Genomic DNA, 13934 nt, shown 5'->3' on the forward strand with positions numbered 1-13934 from the left:
GGGGGGGGGGGGGGTCGGCCGGGTCACACCCCCACCCCCGGCCGGCCGGGGGGGGGGGGGGGGGGGGCCCCCCCCCCCCCCCCCGGGCGCCCCGCCCCCCCCCCCCCCCACCACCGTGACGGCTACAGCGACGGCTACGGCGTCTGAGCGTCGTCCATTCCCGCGAGAACCAGGGGAAGGCGGTCCGCACCGCCCTCCGTCAGGCGGACCGGGACGCCCCAGTCCTGCTGGTGGACATGGCAGGCGGGGTACTCGTTGGCAGGGTCGTCGTCGCAGGACGCGGCCATCGCCGACACGTGCAGGACGCCCTCCGGCACCGCCGGGTCGAGCTCCAGGACGCGGGACAGGTCGGTGTCCGCGCCCTCGCCCTTCAGCAGCAGCCCGGGCGGGGTGGAGGAGACCAGGAGGCGGGTCGAGGGGCCGTAGCGGGTGTCCAGCTTCTGGCCCGCCGGGGCCTGGAAGATCACGTCCAACCGGAGCTCTCCCGGGGCGACTTCGGTCGCCGCGCGCCGCGTGCGGTGGGCGACGGCGGCCACGCGGACCGCCCCCTCCGGCAGCCGCAGCCGGGTCAGCCGGTGCCGGGCCGACTCGACGACCACGATGTCGTCGCCGACCAGCACGGCGTCGCTCGGTTCCCTCACGTCGGTTGCCAGGGTGGTCACTTCGCCGGTGGCGGGGTCATAGCGGCGCAGGGCGTGGTTGTACGTGTCGGAGACGGCGACGGAACCGTCCGGAAGCGCCGTGACGCCCAACGGGTGCTGGAACAGAGCCTGTTCGGCAGCCCCGTCCCGGTGACCGAAGTCGAACAGCCCCGTGCCGACGGCGGTGTGGACGGCGCCGTCGGGGTCCACCCAGCGCAGCGCCGAGGTCTCCGAGTCCGCGAGCCAGAGCCGGTCCGCGGTCGCCGCGAGACCCGAAGGCTGGGCGAACCACGCCTCGGCGCCCGGTCCGTCCACGAGCCCCTCGTTGGTGGTCCCCGCCGCCACCGAGACGGTTCCCCCGGCCGGGTCGTACGCCCACAGCTGGTGCACACCCGCCATGGCGATCCACACCTTGCCGCCGAAGAGCGCCACGTCCCAGGGCGAGGACAGGTCGACCTCGCGGGCCGGTCCCGAGGTCGGCGACCCCTGCCACCACTGCCGGCCGGTGCCCGCGAGGGTGGTCACCTCACCCGTGGCCAGGTCCAGCCGCCGCAGGGCGTGGTTGACCGTGTCGGCGACGACCACGGCGGGGCCGGAGGAGTCGTCGAGGAGGGCGAGCCCCTGCGGCTCGCTGAAGGAGGCCGTCTCCGCCGCACCGTCCGCGAAGCCGCGCGCACCGGAGCCGATGCGCCGCACGACCGTCTCCCCGTCCTCCTCCAGTTCCACCAGCTGATGCCGGGTGGTGTCGCTGACCAGGAGGTTCCCCGACGGCAGGAGCAGCGCCTTGCCCGGGAAGCGCAGGATGGTCGGCTCCGGCTCCGGCGCCACGTACGGCCCGTCGCCGCGCCGCAGCGTTCCCTTCGCCTCGTGCTCGGCCTCCAGCTCCTCCACCAGCCGCTCGATGGCGTGAGCATGCCCCTCACCCGCGTGCTGCGCGACGACGTACCCCTCGGGATCGATCACGACGAGCGTCGGCCAGGCGCGCACGGCGTACTGCTTCCAGGTGGCGAGCTCGGGGTCGTCGAGCACCGGGTGCTCGACCCCGTACCGCTCCACCGCGTCCACGACCGCCCGATGTTCGGCCTCGTGCACGAACTTCGGCGAGTGCACACCGATGATCACCACGGTGTCCCGGTGCTTCTCCTCCAGCTCCCGCAGCTCGTCGAGGACGTGCAGGCAGTTGATGCAGCAGAAGGTCCAGAAATCGAGGAGGACGATGCGACCTCGCAGGTCGGCGAGGGTGTACTGCTTGTCGCCGGTGTTCAGCCAGCCGCCCTTGCCGATCAGCTCGGGGGCGCGGACGCGGGCACGTCGGGGCGCGGAGTCGGTCATGCGCCAAGGGTGCCACGCGGGGTTCACCCCGCTCACCGCCGGGAACCGGTGAGCGGGGAGTGCGGGCCGCGCCCTCAGCCCCGGTGGATCACGTCCGTGCCGGGGCCGCCGGCCAGGGTGTCCCTGCCCGGGCCGCCGTAGAGGCTGTCGTCGCCGCTGTTGCCGTACAGCTTGTCGTTGCCGCTGTTGCCGTAGAGGGTGTCGTTGCCCTTGCCGCCGTAAAGGGTGTCGTCCGCGGTTCCGCCGTGGAGCCTGTCCTTGCCGTCGTCGCCGGACAGGTACTGGGCGCCGGAGCCGCCGTACAGCACGTCGTCGCCCCTGCCGCCCTGGACGATGTTGTCGCCGCCGCTCGCGTGGATCGTGTCGCCGCCGTCGCCGCCCCGGGCGAGGCCCAGCCTGCCCACGGTGATGGTGTCGTTGCCCGCGTCGCCCGAGGCGTAGGCGCCGTCGAGGCGGCCGGAGTCGGTCAGACGGTCGTTGCCGGCGCCCAGCGAGATCTCGGCGTAGTAGTAGATCTGGCCGCTGGCGTTCTTGTACGCGACCGTGTCGTTGCCGTCACCGAGGTTCATGACCAGGGCGGCGTACGGGTCCTGGCTGTCCACGTTCGTGACTGTGCAGGAGACCTTCGTGCGGTCCGCGCTGTCGGGGTACGCGCAGTCGTGGCCGACTCTGACCGGGACGGCGTCGTCGATCACGTAGGTGATGCCTGTGCGGTCGGCGGTGAGCATCGCGGTGACGCCGGCCTTGTTGGCCTGGCCCGGGGCGGCCTGGTAGGTGAGCTGCCAGTCGTACTGGTTGACCTCGGCGGTGGCCTGCGACGGCGCGGCGCCGGCGGGACCGGCCAGGGCGAGCGGAACGGCCGGGGCGGTGGCGAGGACCAGTGCCGCCGCCGGGACGGCGTGCATCGCCCGACGGCGGGCGGGACGAGAGGACATTGCGAAACCTCCGGGTGAAACGTGCGGAGTCGGCGCGGGCTACGCATCGTTCGACTCGGGCCCCACCCGCCGGGTTGGGCACCTCCCGTACAGCACCTGGAAGTTCAACTGCCGGACACCCTCAGGTCCGATGGATTGCGGGGTCCGGTCACAAGAGGGCGTGGCCGGTGGTCGCGTCCACGTGGTCCGGCACCTCGTCGTGGCGGTCGCCGACCGTGGAGGTGCCGGTGGGCTCGAAGACCAGGATCTGCGCCCCGGTGGGCGCGAGGGGCTTGTGCTCCGTGCCGCGCGGAACGGTGAAGACGGAGCCCTTGGGCAGGACCACCGTGCGCTCGCCGGACGGCTCGCGCAGGGCGATGCGCAGCTCACCCTCCAGGACCAGGAAGAACTCGTCGGTGTCGTCGTGCGCGTGCCAGAGGTGCTCGCCCTCGACCTTGGCGACGCGGACGTCGTAGTCGTTGACGGCCGTGACGATGCGGGGGCTCCACAGCTCGTCGAAGGAGGCGAGGGCGCCGGCGAGGGAGATGGGTTCGCTGCTCGTGTCGCTCATGCCCGCCATCCTCCGCGGTGGCCCGGCAGCCGCACGAGTGCTAGAAATCGCATATGGCGCAAGGATCCTCTCACCGTGTCGTACTGGTCGTGGACGAGAACTCCAACCCGTTCGAGATGAGCTGCGCCATCGAGGTCTTCGGACTGCCCCGGCCCGAGCTGGGGCGGCGGCTGTACGACTTCCGGCTCTGCGCGGCCGAGCCGCGCACGCGGATGCGGGACGGCTTCTTCACCCTCACCGGGGTCGCCGGGCTGGAGGCGGCCGAGGAGGCGGACACGCTGATCGTGCCGAACCGGCCGGACACCGAGGCCCCGCGCTCGCCCCGCGTGCTGGACGTCGTACGCCGGGCGCACGTACGGGGCGCACGGCTCGTCGGCTTCTGCTCGGGCGCGTTCACCATCGCGGAGGCCGGGCTGCTGGACGGACGGCGGGCGGCCTGTCACTGGATGTGGGCGAACGCCTTCCGGGCGCGTTTCCCGGCGGTGCGGCTGGAGCCGGACGTGCTCTTCGTGGACGACGGCGACATCCTCACGGCGTCGGGCAGCGCGTCGGCGCTCGACCTGGGGCTGCACCTCGTACGGCGTGACCACGGCGCCGAGATCGCCAACGCGGTGTCGCGGCGGCTGGTGTTCGCCGCGCACCGGGCCGGCGGGCAGCGGCAGTTCGTGGAGCGGCCGGTGCCGGACGTGCCCGACGAGTCGCTCGGTCCGCTGCTGGCGTGGGCGCAGGAGCGGCTGGGCGAGCCGCTGACGGTGGCGGGCCTGGCGGCGCGCGCGGCCGTCTCCCCCGCCACGCTGCACCGCCGGTTCCGCGCCCAGCTGGGGACCACGCCCCTGGCCTGGCTGACGGGGGAGCGGGTGGCGCGGGCCTGCCGGCTGATCGAGCGGGGCGAGGAGCGGCTGGACGTCGTCGCGGCCCGCAGCGGCCTGGGCACCGCGGCCAATCTGCGGGCGCGGCTGCGGCGCGAGACGGGACTGAGCCCTTCGGCGTACCGGCGGCGGTTCGGACCCGCCCCCGGGGACGCGGTGATGCCACTCGCGCAGGTGACCGATCCGTGATGACCCTCGCGCGCCGGGGAAGCCGTAACGGCATGAGATTCCTCGTACGCGACCGGCTCCTCGGCTTCGGTGACGACTACTGGATCGAGGACGAGCACGGCGACAAGGTGTTCCTGGTCGACGGGAAGGCGATGCGGCTGCGCGACACCTTCGAGCTGAAGGACACGCGCGGACGCCTGCTCGTCGGCATCCACCGGAAGATGTTCTCCCTGCGGGACACGATGGTCGTCGAGCGCGGCGGCGAGCCGCTGGCGACCATCCGGCGCAGGCGGCTCTCCCTGCTGCGCAACCACTACCGCGTCTCCCTCGTCGACGGCACGGAACTGGACGTCAGCGGCAAGATCCTCGACCGTGAGTTCGCCGTCGAGTACGACGGCGAGCTGCTCGCGGTGATCTCCCGCCGGTGGCTGCACGTCCGGGAGACGTACGGCGTCGACGTCGTACGGGAGGACGCGGATCCGGCGCTGCTGATCGCGGTGACCGTGTGTGTGATCCACCTGGCGGAGAAGGAGCGGGACGAGGACTGACGGGGGCCGAGGGGGGCCGACGAGTACTTGCGCAGGCCGACGGCCGCCGTGTCCGGTCCGCGGAACGGTGTTAGAAAAGAGGCATGGCCGGATTCCCCGGCCGCCTGCGTTCGGTGTTGCGAGCACGCACCGTCGCCCAGCAGGTCTTCGTCCTCCAGGCGGCGATCGTGGTGCTCCTGGTCGTCGCGTCGGTCGTCGCCGTCGTGCTCCAGGTCCGGACGGACAGCGAGCGGGAGGCCCGCAACCGTTCCCTCGCCGTGGCGCAGACCTTCGCGCACGCCCCGGGCACCGCACAGGCGATGACGAGCCCGGATCCCAGCGCGGTCCTCCAGCCACGCGCGGAGGCGGCGCGCAAGGCATCCGGCGTTGATTTTGTCGTGGCCATGTCCACCGAGGGAATCCGCTGGACCCACCCCGACCACACTCAGATCGGCAAGCACTACATCGGCACCATCGGCCCCGCCGCACGGGGCGGGATCGTCCGCGAGACCTACACGGGCACGCTCGGCCCCTCCGTGCGCGCCGTCGTCCCCGTGACGGACTCGCACGGCAAGATCGTCGGTCTCGTCGCCGCCGGGGTCCGGCTCTCCGAGGTGAGCGGGGTCGTCGCGGACCAGCTGCCCGTGCTCATCGGCTCGGCGGTCGCGGCCCTCGCCATCGCCACCGCCGGCACCGCCCTGGTCAGCAGACGGCTGCGGCTCCAGACCCACGGACTGGGGCCCGCCGAGATGACGCGGATGTACGAGCACCACGACGCCGTCCTGCACGCCGTACGGGAAGGCGTCATGATCATGGACGGCGAGGGCAGGCTGGCACTGGCCAACGACGAGGCACGCCGGCTCCTCGGCCTGGCTCCGGACGCGGAGGGACGCCTGGCGCTCGACCTGGGCATCGGCCGCGACATGGCCCGGCTGTTCGCCTCCGGACGGGACGCGACCGACGAGATCCACCTGGCCAGGGGACGGCTGCTGGCCGTCAGCCAGCGGTCGACCGGCCGTGAAGGCGAGCCCCCGGGCATCGTCGCGACCCTGCGGGACACCACCGAGCTGCAGGCCCTCACCGGCCGGGCGGACCAGGCGCAGGAACGCCTGAAACTGCTCTACGACGCCGGGCTGGAGATCGGCACCGGCCTCGACGTGACCCACACCGCCCAGGAACTGGCGGACGTCGCGGTACCCCGGTTCGCGGACTTCGCCACCGTCGACCTCGCGGATCCCGTCCTGCGCGGCGGGGAGCCACAGGAGGGCAACGGCGACATGCGGCGGGTCGCGTTCCAGGGCGTGCGCGAGGACAGCCCGCTCTACCAGGCCGGCCGGATGATCCGCTTCGTTGCGGCCACCCCGCAGGCCTTCGGCTACGGCAGCGGCGAGGCCGTGCTCGACTCGGACCTGGCCGCCTTCTCCGGATGGCAGCGGCAGGACCCGGAGCGGGCGGAAAAGCTCGTCGCGTACGGCATCCACTCGATGCTCGCGACCCCGCTGCGCGCCCGCGGCGTCATCATGGGCGTGGCCACCTTCTGGCGCTACGGCCCGCGCGAGCCCTTCGAGCAGGACGACGTCTCCCTGGCCGAGGAGCTGGTGGCCCGCGCCGCCGTCAGCATCGACAACGCCCGCCGCTACACCCGCGAGCACTCCATGGCCGTCACGCTGCAGCGCAGCCTGCTGCCCCGGGCCCTGCCCGACCAGAGCGCCCTCGACGTGGCGTACGGCTATCTGCCCGCGCAGGCCTCCCAGGGCGGGGTCGGCGGGGACTGGTTCGACGTGATCCCGCTGCCCGGCGCGCGGGTGGCGCTCGTCGTCGGGGACGTCGTCGGCCACGGTCTGCACGCGGCCGCCACGATGGGCCGGCTGCGGACCGCCGTGCACAACTTCTCCACCCTGGACGTCCCGCCCGACGAACTCCTGTGGCACCTGGACGAGCTCGTCACCCGCATCGACGAGGACGAGACCGACGGCGAGGGCCCGCCGGTCACCGGGGCCACCTGCCTGTACGCCGTCTACGACCCCGGGTCCGGGCTGTGCACGCTCTCCCGCGCGGGCCATCTGGAGCCCGCCGTCGTCCGTCCCGACGGCAGCGTGGAGTTCCTCGACGTCCCCGGCGGGCCCCCGCTGGGCCTGGGCGGCAGCCTCCCCTTCGAGTCGGCCGGACTGGAGCTCCCGGAGGGCAGCGCGCTGGTGCTGTACACGGACGGGCTGATCGAGGACCACGGCCGCGACATCGACGAGGGGCTGGAGCTGCTGCGGCGGACGCTGGCCCGGCCCGGCCGGACTCCGGAGGCGACCTGCCGGGCGGTGCTGGACGCGCTGGTGCCCGAGCGGCCCCGCGACGACGTCGCCCTGGTCGTCGCCCGGACCCGGATGCTCGCCGCCGACCGCACGGCGGTCTGGGACGTGCCGACCGACCCGTCGGCCGTCAGCCGGGTCCGTGCCCTGGCCACCCGCACCCTGGAGGCCTGGCAGCTGACCGAGTCGGCGTTCACGACCGAGCTGATCCTGAGCGAGCTGGTGACGAACGCCATCCGGCACGCCGGCGGCCCGATCCAGGTCCGCCTGATCCGCGACCGCTCCCTGATCTGCGAGGTCTCCGACGGCAGCAGCACCTCACCGCATCTGCGCCGCGCGGCCACCACGGACGAGGGCGGACGCGGCCTGTTCCTGGTCGCCCAGTTCGCCGAGCGCTGGGGCACCCGCTACACCGCGGACGGCAAGGTCATCTGGACGGAACAACCCCTGGTGGAACCGCCCGGCACCCTCTAACGGCGCGGGGGCTCCAGTCCCAGCGCGCGGTCCTTCAGCGCCGGGAACTGCTCCCGGGTCGCCGCCACCTTCCCGGCGTCGAACTCCACGGTGAGCACCTGCTCCCCCGGTCCCGCCTCCGCCAACACCTCGCCCCAGGGATCGACCACGATCGAGTGGCCCGCCTGCGGTACCCCGGCATGGGTCCCGGCCGTTCCGCACGCGAGCACGAACGCCTGGTTCTCGACCGCCCGCGCCCGGGCCAGCAGCGTCCAGTGCGCCCGCCTGCGCTCGGGCCAGCCCGCCGGGATCACCAGGGTCTCGGCACCGGCGTCGACCAGCCCGCGGAAGAGTTCGGGGAAACGGAGGTCGTAACAGGTCGCCAGGCCCAGGGTGGTCCGCGGCAGACGGACCGTCGCCAGTTCCCGGCCCGCGCCCATCAGCACGGCCTCGCCCTTGTCGAAACCGAAACGGTGGATCTTGCGGTAGTGCGCGACCAGATCACCGGAGGGGGAGAAGACGAGGGACGTGTTGTAGAGGGGGCCCGCACCCGCGGAGCCGCTGTCGGGCACGGCGCGCTCGGGGATGGAGCCCGCGTGCAGCCAGACGCCCGCGTCACTCGCCGCCTTCGCCATCGCCTCGTGGGTCGGGCCCTCGAGCGGCTCGGCCTCGTTCGCGAACTCCTCGTAGGCGAAGGCGCCCGTCGTCCACAGCTCGGGCAGCACGACAAGATCGGAGCCGGCCTGCTCCCGTACCAGAGAGGCCACTCGCCGCCGCCGGGATTCGACCGATTCGCCCTCGTCTACGGCGATCTGGATCAGCGAGGCGCGCACACTACCACCGTCCTGGCATTCGAGTCGTCCACACGGGCCTACGATCGTCACACGAAAGCACTGCCGGGGTGCCTCACAGCAGCGTAACTTGGGGGTCCCCCCTGTTTGAGCGAAGCCGAGAACTCGGGGGAGTCTCAAGACACCCCCTACAGCCATCTCCCGCTGGCACCGCCGCCACAACTGCCCGTGTACCGACCGCCGAGGGGTCCCGTTCCGTGAGTCTGCATCCCACCCTCCAGCCCTACGCCGACGCCTGGACCCACTCCATCGAAGCCATATCCGAGCTGGTACAGCCGCTCGTGGAGGGCGAGTGGAACCGGCGGACCCCGTGCCCCGGCTGGTCGGTCCGCGACATCGTCTCGCACGTGATCGGCATGGACTGCGAGTTGCTCGGCGACCCGCGCCCCATCCACTCCCTGCCGCGCGACCTGTTCCACGTGACGAACGAGCACCAGCGGTACATGGAGATGCAGGTCGACGTCCGCCGTCACCACACGGCCCCGGAGATGACGTCCGAGCTGGAGTACACGGTCATCCGCCGCAACCGCCAGCTGCGCAACGAGACCCGCGAGCCCGGCCACAAGGTACGCGGCCCGCTCGGCACCGAGATCACACTCGAAGAGGCCATGCGCAACCGCGCGTTCGACGTGTGGGTGCACGAGCAGGACCTGCGCGCGGCCCTGGGCGTCCCGGGCAACCTCGACTCCCCCGGCGCGCACATCACCCGTGACGTGCTGCTCGCCGAACTGCCCCGCGTGGTCGCCCAGGAGGCGAACGCCCCGCGCAGTTCCGCGGTCGTGCTCGACGTGTACGGGCCCGTCGAGTTCCTGCGCACCATCCGCGTCGACATCCAGGGCCGCGGCACCCTGGAGACCGCGCCCGCCCTCGGCCCCGCCGCCTCCTTCACCCTGGACTGGGAGACCTACGTCCGTCTGGCCTGCGGCCGGGTGACGCCGGAGTCGGTGGCCGAACGGGTGAAGGCGGAGGGAGACCCGGAGCTGACGGCGGCGATCCTGCGCAACTTCACGGTGACGCCGTAGGGCACCCCGCGGCCGGATATTCGGTGTCGCTCCTCCCCGGCCGGTGACTAGCGTGCCGGCCATGACCGACACCGTGAGCGCTCCCCGGACCGACGACACCGCCGACGCCCCGCCCCGGCTCACCCGGCTGACCTTCCACGGTCCGCTCTCCGAGGCGCGCGCGTCCGCGCTGGTCGGACGGCTCGCGGAGACGCGGCCGGGCACCGTGCTCGACATCGGCTGCGGCTGGGGGGAGTTCCTGCTCCGTGTGCTGGAGGCCGTACCCGAGGCCCGGGGCACCGGGATCGACGTACGCGACGAGGACCTGGCGCGGGCACGGCGGAACGCCGGTGCACGGGGGCTCGCGGAACGCGTGGACTTCGTCGAGGAGTCCGCGGTGGGGACGCGGCGCGGGCCCGCCGATCTGGTGGTGTGCCTGGGGGCCAGCCATGCCCTGAGCACGGCCGAGCCCCCTCGGCACACGGTGGAGGCCCTGCGCGAGCTGCGGCGGCTCGTGTCGGACGGGGGGCGCGTGCTGCTCGGGGAGGGCTTCTGGGAGCGGCCTCCGACACCTGCCGAACTGGCCTCCATGTGGCCGGGCGCCGAGGCGGGCCAGCACTACGACCTCGCCCGGCTCGTCGACCTCGCCGTCGAGGCCGGGTTCCGGCCCGAGTGGATCGAGACCGCGAGCCCGGCGGAGTGGGAGGAGTTCGAGTCGGGGTACCAGGCGGACACCGAGGTGTGGCTCGCCGGGCATCCGGACCACCCGCTGGCCGCCGAGACCCGCGAGCGCCTCGATCGGCACCGGTCCCAGTGGCTCACCTACCGCGGCGTCCTGGGCATCGCCTACCTCACCCTGGTACCGGTCACGCGCTGACTCACACGGGGACGTGCACGGTCTCCACCCGGCTGGCGACCAGCCGTTCCCGCTCGCGTCGCACCGCCCGCCCGCGCAGCCGCAGGATCTGGCTCACGCCCAGCGCCTGCAGGACGAAGACCGCCGAGAAGGCCACGGTGTAGTCGTCGCCGGTGGCGTCCAGCAGGACGCCGATCGCGAACAGGGTCGTCATCGAGGCGACGAAACCACCCATGTTGGTGATGCCGGACGCCGTTCCCTGTCGCTCGGGCGGGTTGGCGGGGCGGGCGAAGTCGAAGCCGATCATGGAGGCCGGACCGCAGGCGCCCAGCACCGTGCACAGCACGACCAGCAGCCACATCGGCGCCCGGTCGGCGGGGCAGAGGAGGGTCGCCGCCCAGACCGTGGCGGTCGCGGCGACCGTGCCGAGCGCCAGCGGCAGCCGCGCCGCATGGTGCCGGGCGACGATCTGTCCGTACACCAGGCCGACGACCATGTTGGACAGGACGACCAGGGTCAGCAGTCCGCCCGCCGTGGCACGGCTGAGGCCCTGGGCCTCGACCAGGAACGGCAGGCCCCACAGCAGCAGGAACACCATCGCCGGGAACTGCGTGGTGAAGTGCACCCACAGGCCCAGCCGAGTCCCCGGTTCCCGCCAGGACGCGGCGATCTGCCGGCGGACATAGGCGGCGCCCCGGTGCGGGAACGGCTCCGGCTCGTGGCCCTCGGGGTGGTCCTTCAGGAAGAGGAGCACGAGGACCAGGACGACCACGCCCGCCAGCGCGCTGCCCGCGAACGCAGCGGTCCAGCCGATGCCGTGCAGCAGGCGGGCCAGCAGCAGCGTGGAGACGAGGTTGCCGGCCATGCCGACCAGTCCCGCGAGCTGCGCGACCAGCGGCCCGCGGCGCACCGGGAACCAGCGGGTGCCCAGGCGCAGCACGCTGATGAACGTCATCGCGTCACCGCACCCGAGCAGCGCGCGTGAGGCCAGTGCCGTCGCGTACGACGGCGAGAACGCGAAGCCCAGCTGACCCGCCGTGAACAGCACGGCCCCGATGCCGAGCACCTTCTTGGTGCCCAGCCGGTCGACCAGCAGGCCCACCGGTATCTGCATGCCCGCGTAGACCAGGAGCTGGAGGATCGAGAACGTGGACAGGGCCGAGGCGTTGACGTGGAAGCGGTCGGCCGCATCGAGGCCGGCGACGCCCAGCGACGTACGGAAGATGACGGCTACGAAGTAGACCGAGACGCCGATGCCCCAGACGGCGACAGCACGGCGGCCGCCCGGCGGGTCCCCCGGAAGGGTGGTGTTCCTCATCGGGCCTCCCCCCGCGCGAGGTGCGAGAACCAGCTCACGTGCCGGTGCACGACCCCGACGGCCGCCTCCGCGTCACCGGAGCGCAGCGCCTGAAGGATCTCCTCGTGCTCGGTGAGCGTCTTGGCGATCCGGTCGGGGTGGGAGTGCATGACGGCGACGCCCATGCGCAACTGGCGGTCGCGGAGCTGGTCGTAGAGGCGCGAGAGGATCTCGTTGCCACCGCTGCGCACGATCTCGGCGTGGAAGCAGCGGTCGGTCAGCGCGGCCGCGGCCAGGTCACCCGCCGCGGCCTGCTCCTTCTGCCGTGCGAGCAGCTCCTCCAGACGCTCGATCAGGCCCGGCGGAGCGGGTACGGCCTTGCGGGCCGCGTGCTCCTCCACGAGCAGGCGCGTCTCCACGACGTCCGCGATCTCCTGCGCGGAGACGGGCAGCACCAGGGCGCCCTTCTTCGGGTAGAGCCGGATGAGGCCTTCCACCTCCAGCCGGAGCAGTGCCTCGCGCACGGGGGTTCGGGAGACGCCGACGGCCTCGGCCAGCTCGCCCTCCGTGAGCAGGGTGCCGCCCTCGTAACGGCGGTCCAGGACGCCCTGTTTGACATGGGTGTAGACACGGTCGGCGGCGGGGGGCTGCTTGACGGCCAGGCTCATGCCCACAGGATAGATACAAGACGTACGCATGGGGGTGACCGTCCATCATGCGGACCGGCCGAGAATTTCCCTCAGGAACAGCGCAACCTTCTGTGCTATTTACGTGTCACACACGTGCGGCTCTTTTCCCCTTGCCACTCAACTGGGCCGCACCGCAGGGGCATTCGACACCATTCGGGGTAATTGACTTGAATACCGGCATTAAGGGCATTCGCCTCCGCAGAGCCGCAGCCGTCGCCGTCACGACCGGCGCGATGCTCACCACCGGCGCCCTCATCGCGGCACCCGCGCAGGCCGTCACCACGCCCTCGATCGTGGCCAAGGGCGGCTACGTGATGGACAACGCGAACGCCAAGACGCTGTACACCAAGGCGGCCGACACGGAGCGCTCCACGGGCTCCACCACAAAGATCATGACCGCCAAGGTCGTGCTCGCCCAGTCGAACCTCAACCTCGACGCCAAGGTCACCATCCAGAAGGCCTACAGCGACTACGTCGTCGCCAACAACGCCTCCCAGGCCCACCTGATCGTCGGTGACAAGGTCACCGTCCGTCAGCTGCTGTACGGCCTGATGCTGCCGTCCGGCTGCGACGCCGCCTACGCGCTCGCCGACAAGTTCGGCTCCGGCTCGACGCGGGCCGCCCGCGTGAAGTCGTTCATCGGCAAGATGAACACCGCCGCCAAGAACCTCGGCCTGACGCACACGCACTTCGACTCGTTCGACGGCATCGGCAACGGCTCCAACTACTCGACGCCGCGCGACCTGACGAAGATCGCCAGCAGCGCGATGAAGAACTCCACGTTCCGCACGGTCGTGAAGACGAAGTCGTACACGGCGAAGACCATCACCAAGACGGGCAGCACCCGCACGATGGCGCCGTGGACCAACACGAACGGGCTGCTCAGCAGCTACAGCGGCACGATCGGCGTGAAGACCGGCTCCGGCCCCGAGGCCAAGTACTGCCTCGTCTTCGCCGCCACCCGGAACGGCAAGACGGTCATCGGCACCGTCCTCGCCTCCACCTCCATCGCGCAGCGCGAGGCGGACGCGAAGAAGCTGCTCAACTACGGCTTCGCCAAGCTGGGCTGACGCCGACAGGCAACGAGAACGGGCCCGTCGTCTCCACGACGGGCCCTTCGCGTACGGCAGTTGCGATCACTCACGCTCAACTGCGCTCTCGCCGGCGGAATCAGCGACCTTCGCTCGCAATCGTGAATCCCGTGGCCTCAGCTGCCGAACGGCATGAGGCGATCGACGTCGGCGACTTCGTGTACGCGGCGACTGGCGCCCGGGTGCGCCGGCTGGCCATACCTGCATTCGCCCGCAGGGCGGTGCGGAGGACGGGGCGCCGGTGTACGTGCCCAACCAGTCATGAGAGAAAAACGGACGGGGCCGGCGCACCACGTTTTTGCCCCCCCCCCCTCACCGTCACCCCCGCCAACCCCTCTCGGTCGTCACGCCCACCAGATCAGCCGCGTCGG

12 protein-coding genes are annotated in these 13934 nt (G+C 72.1%); 6 read left to right on the forward strand and 6 right to left on the reverse strand.

The features are described 5' to 3' along the window. Positions 1-134: 134 nt before the first annotated feature. The 3 genes from ACFW2E_RS03305 to ACFW2E_RS03315 form a co-directional block, all read right to left on the reverse strand. Entirely contained in the window at positions 135-1973 is a 1839-nt protein-coding gene (locus tag ACFW2E_RS03305; protein WP_384460590.1) for a thioredoxin-like domain-containing protein, read from the reverse strand. A gap of 74 nt (positions 1974-2047) precedes the next feature. Next, complete coding sequence (locus ACFW2E_RS03310) at positions 2048-2908, reverse strand: calcium-binding protein (RefSeq protein ID WP_384460593.1); 861 nt, start codon at positions 2906-2908, stop codon at positions 2048-2050. Positions 2909-3056: 148 nt separating this feature from the next. Further along, positions 3057-3458 (reverse strand): cupin domain-containing protein, encoded by a 402-nt coding sequence (locus ACFW2E_RS03315; protein WP_384460596.1) that lies wholly within the window; start codon positions 3456-3458, stop codon positions 3057-3059. Between the two features lie 53 nt (positions 3459-3511). On the opposite strand from ACFW2E_RS03315, the gene ACFW2E_RS03320 reads away from it, so the two are divergent. The 3 genes from ACFW2E_RS03320 (at position 3512) to ACFW2E_RS03330 (ending at position 7799) form a co-directional block, all read left to right on the forward strand. Beyond that, positions 3512-4516 (forward strand): GlxA family transcriptional regulator, encoded by a 1005-nt coding sequence (locus ACFW2E_RS03320; RefSeq protein ID WP_384460599.1) that lies wholly within the window; start codon positions 3512-3514, stop codon positions 4514-4516. Positions 4517-4548: 32 nt separating this feature from the next. Next, on the forward strand, positions 4549-5043 hold the full coding sequence (locus ACFW2E_RS03325; RefSeq protein WP_384460602.1) for an LURP-one-related/scramblase family protein: 495 nt from the start codon (positions 4549-4551) through the stop codon (positions 5041-5043). Positions 5044-5126: 83 nt separating this feature from the next. Further along, positions 5127-7799 carry a SpoIIE family protein phosphatase gene (locus tag ACFW2E_RS03330; protein WP_384460605.1) on the forward strand — a complete coding sequence of 891 codons (2673 nt, stop codon included), beginning with the start codon at positions 5127-5129 and terminating at the stop codon, positions 7797-7799. Here ACFW2E_RS03330 and ACFW2E_RS03335 read toward each other — a convergent pair. Further along, a complete protein-coding gene (locus tag ACFW2E_RS03335) occupies positions 7796-8611 on the reverse strand; it encodes a carbon-nitrogen family hydrolase (protein WP_384460606.1) in 816 nt (271 codons plus the stop codon). The genes ACFW2E_RS03330 and ACFW2E_RS03335 overlap by 4 nt on opposite strands. Positions 8612-8826: 215 nt before the next feature. On the opposite strand from ACFW2E_RS03335, the gene ACFW2E_RS03340 reads away from it, so the two are divergent. Together ACFW2E_RS03340 and ACFW2E_RS03345 are read left to right on the forward strand one after the other, a co-directional pair. Beyond that, complete coding sequence (locus ACFW2E_RS03340) at positions 8827-9651, forward strand: maleylpyruvate isomerase family mycothiol-dependent enzyme (protein ID WP_384460609.1); 825 nt, start codon at positions 8827-8829, stop codon at positions 9649-9651. A gap of 61 nt (positions 9652-9712) precedes the next feature. After that, entirely contained in the window at positions 9713-10507 is a 795-nt protein-coding gene (locus ACFW2E_RS03345) for an SAM-dependent methyltransferase (RefSeq protein WP_384460612.1), read from the forward strand. A gap of 1 nt (position 10508) precedes the next feature. Here the strand turns inward: ACFW2E_RS03345 and ACFW2E_RS03350 are convergent, their stop codons facing one another. Next, a complete protein-coding gene (locus tag ACFW2E_RS03350; RefSeq protein ID WP_384460614.1) occupies positions 10509-11804 on the reverse strand; it encodes a nitrate/nitrite transporter in 1296 nt (431 codons plus the stop codon). Continuing rightward, on the reverse strand, positions 11801-12451 hold the full coding sequence (locus ACFW2E_RS03355; protein ID WP_384460617.1) for a GntR family transcriptional regulator: 651 nt from the start codon (positions 12449-12451) through the stop codon (positions 11801-11803). The genes ACFW2E_RS03350 and ACFW2E_RS03355 overlap by 4 nt, the downstream gene beginning before the upstream one ends. A 188-nt stretch (positions 12452-12639) precedes the next feature. Here ACFW2E_RS03355 and ACFW2E_RS03360 point away from each other — a divergent pair, with 188 nt between their 5' ends. Beyond that, complete coding sequence (locus ACFW2E_RS03360) at positions 12640-13542, forward strand: D-alanyl-D-alanine carboxypeptidase family protein (protein ID WP_384460620.1); 903 nt, start codon at positions 12640-12642, stop codon at positions 13540-13542. Positions 13543-13934: the final 392 nt, after the last annotated feature.

It is taken from the genome of Streptomyces sp. NPDC058964 (assembly GCF_042741275.1).
In the GTDB taxonomy this organism is placed as follows: Bacteria; Actinomycetota; Actinomycetes; order Streptomycetales; family Streptomycetaceae; genus Streptomyces.